At 64.0% G+C, this 15,205-nt stretch carries 17 protein-coding genes; 1 reads left to right on the top strand and 16 read right to left on the bottom strand.

The genetic code is table 11. The annotated features are described in order from the left end of the window. The first annotated feature begins 42 nt into the window (after positions 1 to 42). The gene (locus tag ACELLULO517_RS09325; protein ID WP_227307078.1) at positions 43 to 837 is read left to right on the top strand and encodes a phosphodiesterase; all 795 of its coding nucleotides are present in this window, start codon (positions 43 to 45) and stop codon (positions 835 to 837) included. Here ACELLULO517_RS09325 and ACELLULO517_RS09320 read toward each other — a convergent pair whose 3' ends face one another. The 16 genes from ACELLULO517_RS09320 to ACELLULO517_RS09245 all read right to left on the bottom strand — a co-directional run bounded on the left by ACELLULO517_RS09320 (position 838) and on the right by ACELLULO517_RS09245 (position 15,191). After that, positions 838 to 1,893, bottom strand: coding sequence for a hypothetical protein (locus ACELLULO517_RS09320; RefSeq protein ID WP_227307077.1), 1,056 nt, complete (start codon positions 1,891 to 1,893; stop codon positions 838 to 840). A gap of 24 nt (positions 1,894 to 1,917) precedes the next feature. Continuing rightward, positions 1,918 to 4,473, bottom strand: a complete 2,556-nt coding sequence (locus ACELLULO517_RS09315) for a NosD domain-containing protein (protein WP_227307073.1) — start codon at positions 4,471 to 4,473, stop codon at positions 1,918 to 1,920. A 3-nt stretch (positions 4,474 to 4,476) separates the two neighbouring features. After that, entirely contained in the window at positions 4,477 to 4,959 is a 483-nt protein-coding gene (locus ACELLULO517_RS09310; protein WP_227307072.1) for a phage fiber-tail adaptor protein, read from the bottom strand. Position 4,960: 1 nt separating this feature from the next. Next, positions 4,961 to 6,202 carry a glycine-rich domain-containing protein gene (locus ACELLULO517_RS28615; RefSeq protein ID WP_264481424.1) on the bottom strand — a complete coding sequence of 414 codons (1,242 nt, stop codon included), beginning with the start codon at positions 6,200 to 6,202 and terminating at the stop codon, positions 4,961 to 4,963. Positions 6,203 to 6,211: 9 nt separating this feature from the next. Beyond that, complete coding sequence (locus tag ACELLULO517_RS09300; RefSeq protein ID WP_227307070.1) at positions 6,212 to 6,886, bottom strand: acetylxylan esterase; 675 nt, start codon at positions 6,884 to 6,886, stop codon at positions 6,212 to 6,214. An 11-nt stretch (positions 6,887 to 6,897) separates the two neighbouring features. Then, complete coding sequence (locus ACELLULO517_RS09295) at positions 6,898 to 8,022, bottom strand: baseplate J/gp47 family protein (protein WP_227307069.1); 1,125 nt, start codon at positions 8,020 to 8,022, stop codon at positions 6,898 to 6,900. A 38-nt stretch (positions 8,023 to 8,060) separates the two neighbouring features. After that, on the bottom strand, positions 8,061 to 8,426 hold the full coding sequence (locus ACELLULO517_RS09290; protein ID WP_227307067.1) for a hypothetical protein: 366 nt from the start codon (positions 8,424 to 8,426) through the stop codon (positions 8,061 to 8,063). A 3-nt stretch (positions 8,427 to 8,429) separates the two neighbouring features. Continuing rightward, positions 8,430 to 9,002, bottom strand: a complete 573-nt coding sequence (locus tag ACELLULO517_RS09285; RefSeq protein ID WP_227307066.1) for a phage baseplate assembly protein V — start codon at positions 9,000 to 9,002, stop codon at positions 8,430 to 8,432. Beyond that, the gene (locus ACELLULO517_RS09280; RefSeq protein WP_227307065.1) at positions 8,999 to 10,108 is read right to left on the bottom strand and encodes a hypothetical protein; all 1,110 of its coding nucleotides are present in this window, start codon (positions 10,106 to 10,108) and stop codon (positions 8,999 to 9,001) included. The genes ACELLULO517_RS09285 and ACELLULO517_RS09280 overlap by 4 nt, the downstream gene beginning before the upstream one ends. Further along, positions 10,095 to 10,280 (bottom strand): hypothetical protein, encoded by a 186-nt coding sequence (locus ACELLULO517_RS09275; RefSeq protein ID WP_227307064.1) that lies wholly within the window; start codon positions 10,278 to 10,280, stop codon positions 10,095 to 10,097. Before ACELLULO517_RS09275 ends, ACELLULO517_RS09280 begins: the two co-directional genes overlap by 14 nt. Positions 10,281 to 10,286: 6 nt before the next feature. Then, positions 10,287 to 11,027: a hypothetical protein gene (locus ACELLULO517_RS09270; protein ID WP_227307062.1), complete on the bottom strand. Its 741-nt coding sequence runs from the start codon at positions 11,025 to 11,027 to the stop codon at positions 10,287 to 10,289. A gap of 18 nt (positions 11,028 to 11,045) precedes the next feature. Then, a complete protein-coding gene (locus tag ACELLULO517_RS09265; RefSeq protein WP_227307061.1) occupies positions 11,046 to 12,380 on the bottom strand; it encodes a hypothetical protein in 1,335 nt (444 codons plus the stop codon). Further along, positions 12,377 to 12,679 (bottom strand): hypothetical protein, encoded by a 303-nt coding sequence (locus ACELLULO517_RS09260; protein ID WP_227307060.1) that lies wholly within the window; start codon positions 12,677 to 12,679, stop codon positions 12,377 to 12,379. Before ACELLULO517_RS09260 ends, ACELLULO517_RS09265 begins: the two co-directional genes overlap by 4 nt. A gap of 149 nt (positions 12,680 to 12,828) precedes the next feature. Further along, entirely contained in the window at positions 12,829 to 13,188 is a 360-nt protein-coding gene (locus tag ACELLULO517_RS09255; protein ID WP_227307059.1) for a hypothetical protein, read from the bottom strand. Continuing rightward, complete coding sequence (locus tag ACELLULO517_RS09250; protein ID WP_227307058.1) at positions 13,185 to 13,616, bottom strand: hypothetical protein; 432 nt, start codon at positions 13,614 to 13,616, stop codon at positions 13,185 to 13,187. The genes ACELLULO517_RS09255 and ACELLULO517_RS09250 overlap by 4 nt, the downstream gene beginning before the upstream one ends. Before the next feature lie 15 nt (positions 13,617 to 13,631). Beyond that, entirely contained in the window at positions 13,632 to 15,191 is a 1,560-nt protein-coding gene (locus ACELLULO517_RS09245; RefSeq protein ID WP_227307057.1) for a phage tail protein, read from the bottom strand. Positions 15,192 to 15,205 lie beyond the last annotated feature (14 nt).

Below are 15,205 nucleotides of genomic sequence, written 5' to 3'. Positions count from 1 at the left end.
CTATGGTCCTCTGCCAGGCATGAGGATGGAGGCAGGCAGCCAGTGTTGATTGCGCAGATTTCAGACCCGCATCTGCGGCCGAGCGGAGTTTTGTATCAGGAAACGGCGGATTCGAACGGTGATCTCATCCGCGCCATCGACCAGCTCAATCGGCTCGCGCCGCAACCTGATCTGGTGGTGCTGACGGGTGACGTTGTCGACCACGGGTCACCGGCGGAATATGCTGTCGCCCGCGATATCTTGAGCCGACTGAAGGCGCCGCTACTGGTCATCCCCGGCAATCATGATGAGCGTGGGGCGTTCCGGCACGCTTTTCAGGATCATGCCTATCTGCCGTCAGAGGGGCCTTTGCATTATGTTGTGACCGTCGGTGAGCGGCGGGTCATTGCGCTCGACGTCACGATCCCCGGTGAGCATCACGGTCTTTTCGACGCGGCGGCCGAAGCCTGGCTGGAAGCGGCACTGGCGGCGCAGCCTGACTGGCCCACCATCATCATGATGCACCAGCCGCCGATTATGACCGGTGTTCCCTATCTTGATGAATACCGCTGCCTTGGCGCCGATCGGCTGGCTGCCTGCATCGCGCGCGTGCCGGCGGTCGAGCGTTTGCTCTGCGGTCATGTGCATCGTCTGATGCAGATGCGGTTCGGCGGCACGCTTCTGATGACGGCGCCGAGCACGACGACCGCCATCGCCTTGCAGATCGACCCGGCGGCCGAACCCGCATCCTTTATCGAGCCGCCGGGGTTTTTGCTGCATGATTGGCGGGACGCCCACAGCCTGTTGACGCATTACCTGCCCATCGGCACTTTTCCGGGACCTTTCCCCTTCGCCTGATCAGGCAACGGTGAAACTGGGGCTGACGGCGGAGGTCGTGCCGTCCGGCGTCGCCACCCAACAGTAATAGGTACCTGCCGTCGCCGGCATGGTCAGATAGGCGCCCCAGAAGGTATCGCCGTTGCTTTGGGTATTCACAAGCGCGCCGGCCGTCCAACTGGTCGGCGCGGCGGTCGCGGAGGCCGAGATGCCGAACTGCACGGCAGATGCCGCCGTGCCGGGGTCAAGCGTTGCGTTGACACCGATGCTCGTCTGTCCCACGGCATAGCTGCCCGAGGGCGCGGTCGCGAAGGTCAATGTCGCTGACGGCGTCGAACCACCATCGCCGTCACCACCTCCGCCGCTGCCATCACCCGTCGATGCCGTCGCGCTGGGGCCAGGCCAGAAAACGATATTACCGCCGGAATAGGCGATGGCGCTGATATGCGCCGCCATCTGCACGGGCAGGGCAGTATCGCCGGAGCCCACGGTGATCCCGGTTCCCATCGTCACCGAATTGGTCGAGAGATTCAGCACGTCGCAGGTAAAACCCGATCCCATATTTGCGAAATTCGCCGTCAGGGTAATCGGCTGGGTGCAGACCAGAATGGCGCCGTTATGGGCTGTCGCGTCCAGGACCGTGTTCGTCGTCAATTCGACCATGCGTTTGGTGGCGATCGGCAGCTTGCCGGCAATATAGGTCCAGACCGCTGCCATGCTCTGCCGCAACAGCGCGGTGCCTCCTTGATCGAGCGGAAAGCTGTCGGTGTCATGGATGATGCCGGCTGCTTGCAGCTCATCGACCGTCTGACCGTCCAGAAGACCCGTCAATGGCCCCCCAACCGCGATCGTGCCGCTGGTCATGATGAGGCCGGATCCGAGCGTTATCGTCTCCGGTCCGCCGGCGCCGATGGACATTCGGCCCAGCAGCGTGCCTGTTGGCGCCACGATGGCCGATTGCTGGCCGGCCAAAAGCGTTGCCAGCGTAATGCCGTTGGTGCCGCTGCCCTGATCGATCGGCATCGTGTCGGTCGGTGACGGCGTTTGCGCTGCGGGCAGTTTGGCGATGGTGGGCATGTCCTGTTCCTTCACGACACTGGCTTAGGCGATGGCGACCCAACCCGTATTGCTGGTGCCGGACTGCTTGACCCAGAAGGTGGAACCAGCCCCGCCGGCGAGATTGCGATAGTCCGAACCAGGTGGCGCCGTGACGACACCATTCGGCGTGCCGCTGCCGATGCTCGTCGTGCATCCGACGGACTGAGCGTCATTGACCCAGCGGACCAAGCCCGCGCCGGACGGATGCAGACGCATATCACCGGTCTGGGACCGCAGCGTCACGCTGCCGTCGGTCGCGGGCAGCACGTAGTCGATCTGTTGATAGCGGGCAGCGAACCACCCGCCATTCAGGCCAACCCATTCGATTTCGGAATTGGCAGGGGTTGTAATGGCAATACCGGTACCCGTCGTCATTGGCGGGTTGGTGCCGGAGACTGCCCAGGCGGTGGCCGCGCCGCAATAGACTTTGATCCGTCTCCCGGTTGAGACCGGAATGCCGATCACGGCCGTGGCGGTGGCACCTGTTCCGCCTCCACCGCTCAATGTCACGGTGGGAGCGGAGGTATAGCCGGAGCCGAGCGTATTCATGCGGAAGCCGATGACGGCGCCGTTCATGACAAAGGCCGTGGCCGTCGCGCCCGAGCCGCCATCGCCGCTGAAGGTCACCGTCGGTGCAGTGGTATAACCGCTGCCGCCGGCCGTCAGCTTCATGAAAGTAACGTAGCTGCCGTAGTTCCCGGCATTGAGCGACCGCAATGACTGCACCGCTTGCGAGACGTTGAGGATGCCGACGCCATCGATGATGTCTGGATAAAGCATGGAGTTGAGACCGGCATAGCGTCCGCTCGCCGTGACACTCGGATCGTAGAGATAGACGGACGGCGAGCCGTTCAGCAGATTATCGGCGATCGTCACCGTATCGGTCAGCGGCAAAAGGCAAAGGCTGAGGTCCGCACCGCTCGTCGTGATGAAATTGTTGCGCGCGACATGAACGTTCTGTGGTCCATCGATCAGCAAAATGCCACCGCCGCCGGCTGGCATGTCGATCAGGTTTTCCGTGATGGAGACGCCGACGGAGGCGACGCCGATCGGCGCCCCGGCCGCCGTGGTCTCGTTATTGTAGATGATGATGCCGTAGTAGCTGGCGGCGGCGATGAAATTTCCGGTGACCCGCGGCTCCTGCGCGCCACCTGCATTGATGGCGACGCGCGACGTCGATACGATATTATCGGCGATCAGCGTGAAATTGGCGGCCCCGGCATCGATGCCAAAGCCGCTATGGTTCGAGACGACATTGCCGGTGATCGCGGACACCCAGCAATTGGCAAGAATGCCGCCGCCATTCACATTGGCGCCGCCGTTTTTATAGACGATATTACCTTGGATGCTCAGATTATAGCCCTGGGCCACGATGCCGTATTCCGTGTTGTCGTGGGTAACATTGGCCGAAACGACGCAAAGCAGGGCATCGGACGTGGTATTGGCGATGCTGGCCGGACTGGCATAGGCATTGGCGTAATCACCGACCAGAATGCCGATTTGATTGCTGTAGCATTGGTTGCCGACGATATTGGCCAGGCGCGACTTCAATGTATGGGCAGAATTGACAAGATCAATCGCAATGCCGGCGACGGAATTATTGTGCAGATGACAGGCGGTGACGGTCAGACCATCGACCGCCTGCGCGCTGATGCCGTTGATATTTCCGAAAGCCTCACACGCCGTGACGGTATGGCGTGCGAAGGTCGGGTCCGATTGGCTGAACAACAGGCCCGCTCCGGCGACGGCATTGGAAAATGCGCAGCGGAGAAAGGTCGAACGCAGGCAGGATGCTGGGACGGCGACCGCGCTCACGCTGGCGGTCAGGCTGGCATTCGCGTCGAATATCACCCCTTCGATATGCACGGCAGGGGCTGTCAGCGTTATCCAGGCAGTGCTGCTGCCTTGCGTCAATCGGCGTATCACCGTCTGGCCAGGGACACCCAACAGGGTCAAGGCGGCGGCATTGCTCAGCGCCATGCTGCCGTTGATGATATAGGTCTTGGGGCCGAGCCGGACGGGGCGCATCGTCGCGACGGCTGCGGTAAGCGCGGCACTATCGTCGGTCGCACCGTCGCCGGCGGCGCCGAAATCCTCCAGCGCGATCGCGTCGGCCGCATGCGCGCCCAGGCTGCGCGCGGTCCGACCGCCGATGGCGGTCGTTGATAGCGGTGACGCATCAAAGCCCGGCAGCGTCGCCAGGCTGGAGAGAAAGGTGCTGTAGCCGATGGCACTCGTCGTGCCGCTTTGCGAGATCGCGACGAGGTCGGTCGCCGCCGGCGCTTTGCCGGTCGGCAGGTTGGGGATAACGAAGGGGGCGGGTGCCGAAAGCGTGCCACTGGCGAGCGTCAGATTGCTGCCGATGGAGATGGCAAGCGGGCTGCTTGCCGTTGCACCGCTATTGCCGAGGACCGCACCGGGTGGCACCGAGATCGCCGGCTGAAGACCGGCCAGCAGTTGCGCGCGCGTGACCTTGCGTGCATCGCCGCTTTGCGTCGTCATTAACTCGTCAGTGTCGGAACTCGCGACCGCAGCCTGCAACTGATCGATCGTGGGCATTCGCTAACTTTCGATGAAGATGGGATTGCCGGAAGCGTCCAATATCGGCGCCCCGGTTTCAGTCGTCAGTTCCAGACCCAGCGGCGGTTCCGTCGAAAGGGAGAGGCAGGGCAGATAGACGGTGCGCTGAAAGCCCCGACCCGCCAGCGTCTCGATCGCCAGTGTCACGGCATAGGTCGTGCCGCTTTGTCCCCCGCCGAGCCAAAGGATCGCGCAACGGCCGTCGGCGGAGGAACTATTGAGCGTCACGTCCCCGGCCGCACCCGGCGTAATCGTCACATCCAGAAAAGCGATGGTGTCGCCTTCGTCGCCCCAAAGGGCAGGGGAGATGTCGTAGGAATAGTCCAGCACATCGGCCGGGTCCTTCGGTGGCCAGGCATTGGCCCTGCCGGTCGGTATCGTGCCGCGCGGTCTGGGCTCGAATCCGGCAATCGTCAGCAACCGCGCTGCACTGGGCTTCCAGGAATAATTCGCTTGAGTTGCCATATCAATACTCCAAGATCACGACGCCCCCGGCGCCTTGGCCGCCATTGCCCGCGCCATTGTAGATGCCGCCGGCACCCGAGCCCGGTGCCTGTCCGTTGATCGCGGGATTGCTTGGGGTGGACGCACGGCCGCCGCCGCCGTACAGGCTCGCGCCGCCTTGGCCGCCGATCACGGTCGTGCTGTTCTGACCGTCCGAGCCGCAGCCGCCATAGCCGACAAAGTCACCACCGCTGCCTTGGCCCCCGCTGCCGCCGGGGGTCGAGCCCGTATCCTGGAACTGGCCGCCCTGACCACCGGTGGCGCTCAGGAAGGTGCCAAAGCTGGATGCGCCGCCATTGCCGCCCGAGACGCCGGCGGCACCGCCAATGCCGCCGCTTCCGACCGTGACGGCAATGGCCACACCGGGCGTGACGCTGAAGGTACCGCTCGCGAAGCCACCCGCACCGCCACCGGCGGCGGCGTAGGTGCCGTCGGTTCCACCCCCGGCGCCGCCCCCGCCGACGACCGTCGCGCGGATCAGCCGCACGCCGAGCGGCACCGTAAAGCTTGTGGACGCCGCAAAGGTCGCCCGGCGCGAAAACCCCGGCGTCAGAACAGGAAGTTTGAAGGCGACAAAGGGGGCGGCGGGATGCGTCGCGATATTCGCAGCCGTAATCGTGCTCTGGCCATTATTGACCGTAATCAGATAAAGGCCCGACCAGCCGCTATCGACAGCCGGGGCCAGTTGCGTGCCTGTATTTGCCGCTGCGCCAGCCTTCAGTTGCAACTGCACCCGTTGAATGCGTTGCGTATTCTGCGCCGTGCCGGAATTGGCGGGTCCGGAATAAGGCTGCGACGGGTCGGCGGCGTTCACATAAGGCAGCACGACAGGGGTCGTATCGCTTTCCGAAAAGCTCGCCTCGATCAGATAGATGATGCTTTGGCCGGACGTCGCGGGTGGTGTCACGGCAAAGCTGGTGCCGGCCAGATTGATCCCCATCTTGACGATCTGGTCGGAGGCATCAGCGGGCAGTGACCCGTAGCTCAGCGTGTCCAGCGCACCGAATTGCGTAATCGACCCGGCGCCTACGGTGACGGTGAGAGAGGCGGGCGTCGTCGGCTGACAGATCAGCCCGTCCGCGACGGTGCTGGTGCCGAGCGCAGCCTGCAAGGCATTGCCGATCGCCGCCATCGTATTGCGATTGAGCGACAGAAAATCGGTGTCCAGCGGAATCGAGGCGGGATAGACGATTTGCCGGTCCATATTGGATCCTCAATTGGAAAGTGCGGTCCAGGCGATGGTCGCGGCCGGCATGGAATCGGCGACGGTTGCCAGGATCTGTGCGTCTGTGACGGCACCACGGATGAGGCTTGCATCGCCCCAGGCGAGGGCGGCCGTGTTCCATCCGCCAAGCGCAAACCCGGTCACGGTCGTGCCCCAGCCGCCGACATCGGCGATGCCGCCGCCCTTGGGCCGATAGGCGACAACGAAGCATTGATAGGGAAGGTTGAGCGATCCCCAACCGCCGGTCAGGCTCCAGCCGATACCGGCGGTATTGTAGCCGCCGGTATCGGCGGTGTTCGCGGGTTCGAACACCAGCGGCGTCCGGCCCGTGAGCATGGTCACATTGGCGACCAATGCGCCGCGCGTGCCGCGTAACCGGCGAAGATTGAAGGCGATGCGCGCTTTGAAGGCCTGGTCGGATTCACCGCTTTCCCGCGCCCATCCGGCGCCGCCATAGTCCTGCGCGATCAGATCAAGCCAGCCGCCGGATGCGGTGGCAAGCCGCGTCTGCTGCTGGGCAAAGGCCAGCAGCGCATAGAGCCAGGCCCAGACATTGCCGAGGCCATTGAGCAGGGCTGTCAGAATGGGTGCGTCATCCGCGAACCATCCTTGGGGCAAGGCTGCGCGCAGCCTGGCAGCCATATCGGCCTGATCGCCGGTCATCGCGCTTGCTTTCAGCTGATGGCAAGTGTGCCGAGTTTAATGACTGCGCTGGCGCTCGCGGGCAGGTCCGCGCTCCCGCCTTGCAGGGTCAAACCATTCACATTCTGCACGCTCGGGCTTGCGTCATAGGCAAGCTGCGCGATGCGCGTATAGGGAAGGGCCATCCCGACGCCGAGCGCATTGACGTAGCTTGCGATCGCGGCGTTGACGGTTGCGATAACCAGGGCGCTGTCGGCTCCATTGGCCAAGGTCAGGGTGAGGGAGATATCGGCGGCAATGCGGTTCGGCGCCTGGATGGCGAAACTCGACCCGATCGGACGGACCGCATCCACGGCAATTTGTACCGCGCTCAACAGACTTGGCGGTGGGTTGCCCGACCCGTCATCGACAGTCACCACGAAATGACCGGGCAGATAATTGCCGCTGCCATCGGAATTTTCCTGAACCGTGCAGGAAATGCCCTGCTGCACGCTATAGGCGGCGTAGGTCACGGCCTGGATGGTTGCGCGGGTTCGGCTGTCGATGAAACTTTGGAAGCGCTGGCGGAAGGCATTATCCGTCTCCGCATCCAGGCCCCCGGTCAGCGCATCGGCGTTGCTGACCGTGTCGATGCCTGGCATTGCGCTGGCAATCAGGGTGATGCTGCCCGAGAGGACATTGCCGGCGGCACCGGCGACCACGGCCGTCACCGGCAAGGTGACCGACGCCACGCCCGCACCGATCACATAGCCTGACTGGCTGGCGGACCAGGCGCTGTTGCCGTCATCGGTCGCGACGGTGAATTGGCTGGCATTGTCTGCCGTCGTCACCGTCGCGCCGGCGGGGACGAAAGCGGCCATGGTCGCGGTATAGCGGCTGAAGGTCACGCTGCCCGTCGCGGCCAAGGCCGCCAGTCTGGCGAAACCGAAATCGGCGCCGAAACTGTCGGCGTCAAGGCCGCTGCTGCTGGCCAGGCGTGTCGTCTGCAGAACGAGCAGGATCAGCCATTGCAGCCAAAGGGCGATGGACGCATTAGCTTCCAGGATGGCCCGCAAGACGGAGCCCAGGCTGAAATCCAGAAGCTGGGCGGCGCTGGCCTGCACGGCTGCCGCCGCCTGCTGGACAAGCGTCGTGAAATTCTGAAGCGATAGCTGCATTGTCGGGTCTTTCGCGCGATGGCGAGCGGAGGCTCGCGTCAGGTCGAGAGCGTGATGCCGACCGCCTGGGCGCTGGCGTCAGCCGCGTCGCTGTAGCTGATTGTGAGCGATACGATGCTGCCGCTGGTCTCGACCGTGACGGCGGGGGCCGGGCTGCGCGCGACGGCGCCTTCGAGAAAGATCTGGCTTTTGACGAGGCCAGCAATGCTGGCAGCCTGCGCCGGCGTGCCGATCATCGTCGGCAGCCCGGCGCCATAGTTCAATTGCCAGATATAATCGCCCGCATTGGTCAGCAGCCGCCGCAGCACGCGTTGCTGACCCAACGCACTGCCGGAGAGCGCGGCCAGATCGCCATGGGCGGCGACCGCCAGATCGCCACCGAAGACAAGACTGAGGTCTGACATGATCTATGCCTGAGGGATTGGCAGGCCCGTATCACCGGCGCCGGTTTGCACACCCGGATGGATGTGTTCGTCATAGATCTGCCGGAGCTGCTGCAGAGAGCCGCGCGTGCCGTTCTGATCGGTGATATCGCCGCTCACCAGCAGATCGCCTTGCAGCCTGACGGTACCGGTTAAATTCCAGACCGGCGCCTGGCCCTCGATGCTGCCGTCATTATGCAGTTTCAGGAAGGAACCGGAAGCATGGACCAGCCAAAGCTCGCCCACCGGCGCATTGGGCGGCAAGGCCTGCAGAGAAAACAGGCTGCCGAGCACGATGCCATGCTCCGCGCGGCCTTCCTGGGCCAGAACCACGACCTGCTGCCCGGGTGAGGGCAGCGCGACCATCCCCCAGCCGCTGCCCGTCCATTGGCTTGCGACCGGCAGCCAGCCGCTGAGAACGCCTTCCGGTTGCAACGTCACCCTAACGCAATAGCTGGCGGGATCGACCGATTGGATGAGACCGCAACGCAGTTGGCCGGCCGTGCCGCTGATGGCGCTTGCCTGAGCGCGCATGGCATTCGTCCAGGCTTCCATCATGGGTTTTGCACCAGGGGTGTATTGACGGCGCGTACGGTCTGCACGAACCCATCCCGCAGAGAGATGCGGCGGAGGATTTCATCGACCACATAGGTCTGATCGAAATCGCTCTGCGTGCCTTGCAGGGAGACAAGGTTGCGCGGGCTGAGCGAAAGCTCGCCGGGCATGGTGGCGATGATCACGCGCTCATGCCGGCTGAGATCGGCCAGGGTCTGCGTCGCGAGAGCGAGCGCCTGATCGCTGGTCAAGTTCGGTCGCAATAGCACGTAGTTCGAGGCGGCCGCGTGCGTCGCTGTCTTCGTGCTGCGCAAGGTGCCCGCGACAGAGGAACGCACGCTTTGTGTGATCATCGTCTGTTGGCGGCTGTTCCAGCTTTGCACCGTCACGGTGATATCGCGGGCCAGCGCCAGGCTTCGCTCCATGCGCAAATCCGTCATGGTCGTGCTGCCGGTCCCGCCTGGCATCCATTGCCAGACGGCGGGCAGCGTGAGGGATAGCGGCGGCGCGAAGAGCAGGCTTTGGTTGCGCACGAAAAGGTCATAACCCTCCGTCTCCGCCAGGGCGCAAAGCAGATCCCACTCCGTGACCGTGCTGCTGGATTGATAGAGGGAGAAAATACTGTGACCGTCCTGGTAATAGCGGCCGATGGGGGTCGCGGTTGCGGTGATGACGGGGGTAAGGCCGTGGCGAAGCGCCAGCGTCTGCGCGATTTCGCTGGCGGTCTGGTTGGGGAAGCTTTCCGCCGATAGCGTGTCGATCAGACGAGCGCTGAAGTCGCGTCCCGTCAGTTGCACGGTGCCGGCGACCATATCGATGGCAATGTCGTCGATCGGTCCTGCGATCAGGCTTTGCCAATCGGCCGTGGCGGCCGCCAGGCCAGCCGCCGCGATCCCGACAAGAATTTCGGCCGTGGCATCGGTCATCGCGCTGAACCTCGCGACGGAGACCGATGCATCCTGCCCCAGTACCAGCAGCAGGCGGAACCAGCCCGAAATCTGATGATTGCTGGTGCAAACCTCAACCTCCTGCGTGCCGGCGATCGCCTGTCCATCGATCAGAAGTTGCAGATGGATGGCGCGGGTCTGTGCGATATTACTGGGCGGCAATGCCGCCTCCGGCAGACAGATCGACTGGCGGAAGCATAAGCAAGGTGACGCCGTCCAGCACCGGGTCCTTCAGATTGTTCAACTGAGCGATGCGCACCCATTGCGTCGCATCGCCCAGCCGTGCGGCGGCGATATGGAACAAGTCGCCACCTGCAACCGTGATCGTCGTCATGATCTGTCAGCTTCCGATATTGGCGAGCGTGCTCAGGCCGCGGCCGAGATAGGCTTGGGCGGCGGTCAGTGACGCCAACTGGCTGGCATTGGCGGCCAGCGTGGTGAGAGAGCCTGGCGATACCGCCGGTTCTGTGCTTTGCAGGCTGAGGTCGAAGCCGGGAAGGCCCGCGCCGGCAGAGGTAATCTGTCCAGCGAGATCGGCCTGTGCGGTTGTCAAAGCAGTGACACTCTGGCCAAAGGTGCTGCTGCCGAGTGCGGTGCCCTGGCCTGAGGATATCGCGGATTGGGCCGAGGTCAGGCCAGCCGGCGCCGTCGTCAGAAAGCTGCTTGCGCTGGCAAGATCGGCCGCGATGCTGGCGGCCGCAGTCAGGGAGCTTGCAGCGGCGCCATAGAGCAGATTGCTCTGAACGGAGCAGCGTAGTTGATAGGGAATCCACCAGGGCTTGCGATAGTCGAAGCTCACCTCTGCCAGGATGACGATAAAATACTGTTCCGACCAGAATAGCGGCACAGTTAGGCCGGACATACGCAGCGCATCGAGAAGCTGCGCTTTCGTATCGGCGTCCTTGCCGGAGATGATGCCGCTGAAGGCGATGTCACTGTCGGTGCCCCCCAACACGTCCGTCACGCGTCCGCCGCCCGGAAGATCATGCACCACCAGGCGCTGACGGCCGCCGTAGCGGATCGCGGTTGGAACCTCGAACGCGTCGAGCGTATAGGGGCCAAGGGTCACAGTCGTTGTCATGGCAAGGATCTCGGCGTGTTAGTTTGTGTAACCAGGCCAGCTCGGCGCCATACGGGTGTTGAAGCGTCGGGCGGCGGTCGGCGGCCGCGCTGCCTGCCTCGCCATGCTCTCGGCCAGCCAACGGCCCATCTGAATGCCGTCGATCATGATGTCGCCTCGCAGCGTCGCGGCCTCGGCCGATTGCGGGTCTGGCGGCAGTGCGGCCGTCGGCGGTGCCTTGTCCGGTTCGGTTGGGCTGGGCGTTGGCACCGCCAGTTGCCGGCCGACGCTCGCTATCGGGACAGGTGATTTGCCCAGCGGCGGCGAGGGCAGCACCGCGGCCCTCGGTGCTGGCCAGGATGTCGCAATCCGTGCGGCGAGGATCGGCGGCGGCGTTAGCCTCGGGCGCTCGGGCGATGGTTCTGGCTGATCCGGTCTCTGAACGGGCGCAGCAGCAATGGGCGGCAAGATCTGCGGTCTGGGCGATGCCGCCAGCGGGCTGGATTTTGGCGCGGTCGCTGTGACGGCAATAACGGGCGTGGGTCGCGGCGCCGGTATGGGCAGCCGTGCGGGCGGCACCACCCCGTCTGTCTGACGCAAGACCGGTGGCGTGAGCGTCGGCGTCGGCGGTATCGACGCCACGACGGTCGGGCGGGCGGCCAGCCTAGCCTTTTCGACCGGCGCAGCCGGTGCTGCCGCTGGCTGGGCGGCGGGTATTGGCTTCATGGTTGAATCTGCAACGGATTGCGGGCTCGGTCTTGCTCGCGGCGGAGGAGACGCGATGGGCGGAACGACCGGCGAAACCTTGGATTGAGCGACCGGTGCCGATGACAGGGTGACGGCGATCTGCGGCCTTTGGCGCGGTGCTACGACCTTGGGCGAGGCGGGTGACGCTGTAGCGGCAACGGCTGGCGGGGCAGCCTTGGCCTTCGCGGGCGCAAGGCCAGGGTTCGGTTGTGGCCGAGCGACGGCTGGGCGTGCCGCAACCGGCACGCTTTGCAGCGGCGGTGTCGCGCGGTCGGCGATTGGCCGCTGCGGGGGCTGTGATGCAGCCGGCTTGGCGGGCCAAGGCGTGACCGGCGGCCGAACAGGCCGGATCGGCGGCGGCAGCCATGCGCGCCTGTCCGTGTCACGCGCAGGGGCCACCGGTCGTGCTGTCACCTGGCGCGGCGCGGCCGTCACCTGGATTCGTCTTTCGGCAATCGGAGCGAGGTTGAGGCCTGGCAGATGGACGGCCGCCAGCTTTTGCATCCTTGCCGCGCGCTCGGCTGTCGCACGGTCGAACAGGGTGAGGTCCTGCTGTAGGCGACGCAGACCCTCGCCGACACCATTCTCCAGCACCAGAGAGATGCCGATGCTCTCGATATCGCTCACGCGATTGTCTTTCTGATATGGTCGATCAAGGCAGCGCGAAGGTTTGCGCGGTCATGCGCGGTCGGCGCCAGAAACGGCGCCGGTGGCTTGCCGCTGTCCCCTTGTTCGCGCCGGATCAGATCCGCTGTGGTGATGAACAGGCGCAAGCGGTCAGGCGCCGTCTGTGCGACGGTAATCGCACTATGCGGCGCGTCAGCGCGCGATCGTGCGGCCTCCGCCAATTGCCGTGCTGCGATCTGCAGAAGCGCCTGTCCGATCTCATCCCAGTCGCGCTGGAGAAGACGCCGTAACGCGCGCATGGATCAGGCCTCCCAGCTCAATTGGTTCCAGTCGTAGCGGGCGCCCTTCATTTCCCCGATTGCGACGGCGAAGGCACGCCGCTCGATCAGCGCGAGAGAAAAGGCGATGTCGAACGGCACTCCGTTCTTCACGAGGAAAAGACACTCGATCAGATCGGGGTGCCGGCTGAGTTTCCCGCTTGGTCTCGCACCTCGTCATCGCTCGGGCGTGGTTCCAGAACGGCGCTCGCCGCCTGCAGGCCGGCATCGCCCAGGCGCAGGATCAAGCTTTCGATCTGATGCTCATTGCCCGGCATCGGCACAGGCACATGATCGATCGCAATGATGGCGCAAGCCACCATCGCCATGCCGAGATAGGGCTGGTTCTGTGCCAGCACCGGCCCCACGGCCTTGAACAGCCGCAACTGATCCAGCGCATGCGGCGGACGCACCGTCAGCACGCGGCCCATTTCATCGACCGTGTCGATGGCCTCGGACCCCTGCAGCACTGTGGCGGAGGGCGCGCTCACGAGACGCGGCTCCGGCTTGTCGCGTAGAATTCCAGGCGCTGCTTCACGCTGGCATCGCCCTTGTAGAGGCCAGAGGAGGCAAGCTTGAACACAACCGTGTTGAACTGATAGGTCGAGGTCGAACCATCAACCTCATCGATATATTGATACAAAGTGCCGGCGGCCGGAGTGTTGCCTGCCAGATAGCTTTGTTCGATCTGCGCCAGCATGTCATCGGCCGCCGAGGAGCCGCGTTCAAGCTCGAACGCGCCTTCCCAGCCCTTGGGCAATTCCGCGCCCAGCATGGTGCCGTCCATCCTGTCGACGCGAACGGATGCCGTCATCTGCCGGCTTTCGAAACCGGTGACATGTTCCAGGTCGACACGACCGAAAGGCCCGAGCACGACGACCTGGCAATCCTTGCCGGTGGAAAAACTGTTGAGAGCCATGTTGCCTATGCTCCGTTACGAATTGGGGCCGCTGGCCAGGGTCTGGCTCGTAATCTGTACGGTCTGACCGCCCTCGACATTGACGATGAATTTCTCGTTGATGCCCTGGTACTGGACCTGAACATCGGCCTGCACATAGCCAAGGGCGGTGCGGCTCGCGGGATTGTTCGAGTTATCGCAGGCAACCGAGAAAGGCTGGCTGCCGTCGGTGCTGGCCAGCAAGCCTTCCGTCAGCATGGCCTGGAGGAAAGACAGTAAAGTCGCACGGATATTCTGGAACAGCGTGCTGTTGATGACCTGGCCGACATAAAGTCCCATGCCGGCCGAGAGCGTGGCCGCAATGTAATTCGTCATCCGCGTATAATTGTCGCCGTTCACGGCGGCATTCGATGACGAATTATGGCCGCAGCGCACGCCCCAGTAACTACCGCCCGGCTGCGGGTTGCAGATGACGTCGATCCCGTTCTGAAACAGCAGTTGCAGCTCTGCGCTGGAATAGGTGCTGGTCTGACCGGAACTGACGGTGCCGCTGCGCTGGCTGCCGGCGATACTATACAGCTGTTTGTTGAGGCTGGACTGGTCAGGCGATAGGTTGATCAGTCTTCCCGCCGCGAAACCTTGGGGGGAGACCAGGCGCAGCTGCGCATTCACCTGATCGTTCCAATAGATCCAGTCGCCGAACATCAGTTTCGCGGCATAGCTGTCCAGACCCGCGGCGGCTTTGGTGCTGACGGCATTTTCGGTGGTATCGCCGGATGGCCCGGTCAGGATCATATAGATCCCTTCGGAGAGGCCGAATTCCGCCTGCACCGTATATTGCGTGCTGTCGCTGGCATCCGCCAGCAAAGCCACGGAACAACCCTGGCCGCGCAGCGCATACATGCCGGTCCGTGGCATGGTATCGCTGCCGATCAGATTGGCAGCGGCCACATTGGTGGCGCCATCGGCGCCCGGTGTCCCGGTCAGAAAGCTGAAGGTGCCGGCGACCGGGGCCGCCGTGCCGCCGGCATAGATTGCCGTCACAACCTGCGACGCTCCGCGCAAAGGGCCGTTGCCGGTATTGATCGCCAGCACCATGGCTTGCCACAGGGCGGCGCCCGAACCCGTGATATTGTCGAAAACCTCGGGCGTATTGCCGGGCAGCGCGACCGTGATGCGCGTGCTGCCGGATTGCGATCCGGCGGAGAGCGAGACGCTGATGCCATTGCCGTAACTGCCGGTATGAATGGCCGTCAGCGTGATCGCGGTTTGCACGGTCAGCGCGGCCGCCGCATCGGTGCCGTCCGTCACCCGCACGCAGCGGAAATTCTGCGCGCCCTGCTGCACCGCTGTCGCCAGCGGCGTGCCCATGTCATAAAGCCGCGGCATCACCGGGCCGAAGGCCGAGGCATATTGTGCCATACTGCCGATGATGACGGGTTGCCCGACCGGGCCCCAGCTGGCGCTGCCGACAATGCCGAGAATATCGGTCGGCACGCCGTTCAACAGCAGCGTCTGCGGTGGCACGATCTGCACGTAAAGATCAGGCACCACCAGAGCCGTCGTGTTGATGGCGCCCTGTTGCACGATGGGCATGGGACTTCCTTGAA

Source organism: Acidisoma cellulosilyticum (genome assembly GCF_020621385.1).
GTDB lineage: Bacteria > Pseudomonadota > Alphaproteobacteria > Acetobacterales > Acetobacteraceae > Acidisoma > Acidisoma cellulosilyticum.
Note: the sequence above shows the minus strand (reverse complement) of the source record. Positions and strands in the feature narration are given on the sequence as shown.

Bases quoted from the DNA above. Each gene is read 5' to 3' on its own strand.
- ACELLULO517_RS09320 (WP_227307077.1), bottom strand. From the start codon at position 1,893: ATGCCCACCATCGCCAAACTGCCCGCAGCGCAAACGCCGTCACCGACC.
- ACELLULO517_RS09315 (WP_227307073.1), bottom strand. From the start codon at position 4,473: ATGCCCACGATCGATCAGTTGCAGGCTGCGGTCGCGAGTTCCGACACT.
- ACELLULO517_RS09310 (WP_227307072.1), bottom strand. From the start codon at position 4,959: ATGGCAACTCAAGCGAATTATTCCTGGAAGCCCAGTGCAGCGCGGTTG.
- ACELLULO517_RS28615 (WP_264481424.1), bottom strand. From the start codon at position 6,202: ATGGACCGGCAAATCGTCTATCCCGCCTCGATTCCGCTGGACACCGAT.
- ACELLULO517_RS09300 (WP_227307070.1), bottom strand. From the start codon at position 6,886: ATGACCGGCGATCAGGCCGATATGGCTGCCAGGCTGCGCGCAGCCTTG.
- ACELLULO517_RS09295 (WP_227307069.1), bottom strand. From the start codon at position 8,022: ATGCAGCTATCGCTTCAGAATTTCACGACGCTTGTCCAGCAGGCGGCG.
- ACELLULO517_RS09290 (WP_227307067.1), bottom strand. From the start codon at position 8,426: ATGTCAGACCTCAGTCTTGTCTTCGGTGGCGATCTGGCGGTCGCCGCC.
- ACELLULO517_RS09285 (WP_227307066.1), bottom strand. From the start codon at position 9,002: ATGATGGAAGCCTGGACGAATGCCATGCGCGCTCAGGCAAGCGCCATC.
- ACELLULO517_RS09275 (WP_227307064.1), bottom strand. From the start codon at position 10,280: ATGACGACGATCACGGTTGCAGGTGGCGACTTGTTCCATATCGCCGCC.
- ACELLULO517_RS09270 (WP_227307062.1), bottom strand. From the start codon at position 11,027: ATGACAACGACTGTGACCCTTGGCCCCTATACGCTCGACGCGTTCGAG.
- ACELLULO517_RS09260 (WP_227307060.1), bottom strand. From the start codon at position 12,679: ATGCGCGCGTTACGGCGTCTTCTCCAGCGCGACTGGGATGAGATCGGA.
- ACELLULO517_RS09250 (WP_227307058.1), bottom strand. From the start codon at position 13,616: ATGGCTCTCAACAGTTTTTCCACCGGCAAGGATTGCCAGGTCGTCGTG.
- ACELLULO517_RS09245 (WP_227307057.1), bottom strand. From the start codon at position 15,191: ATGCCCATCGTGCAACAGGGCGCCATCAACACGACGGCTCTGGTGGTG.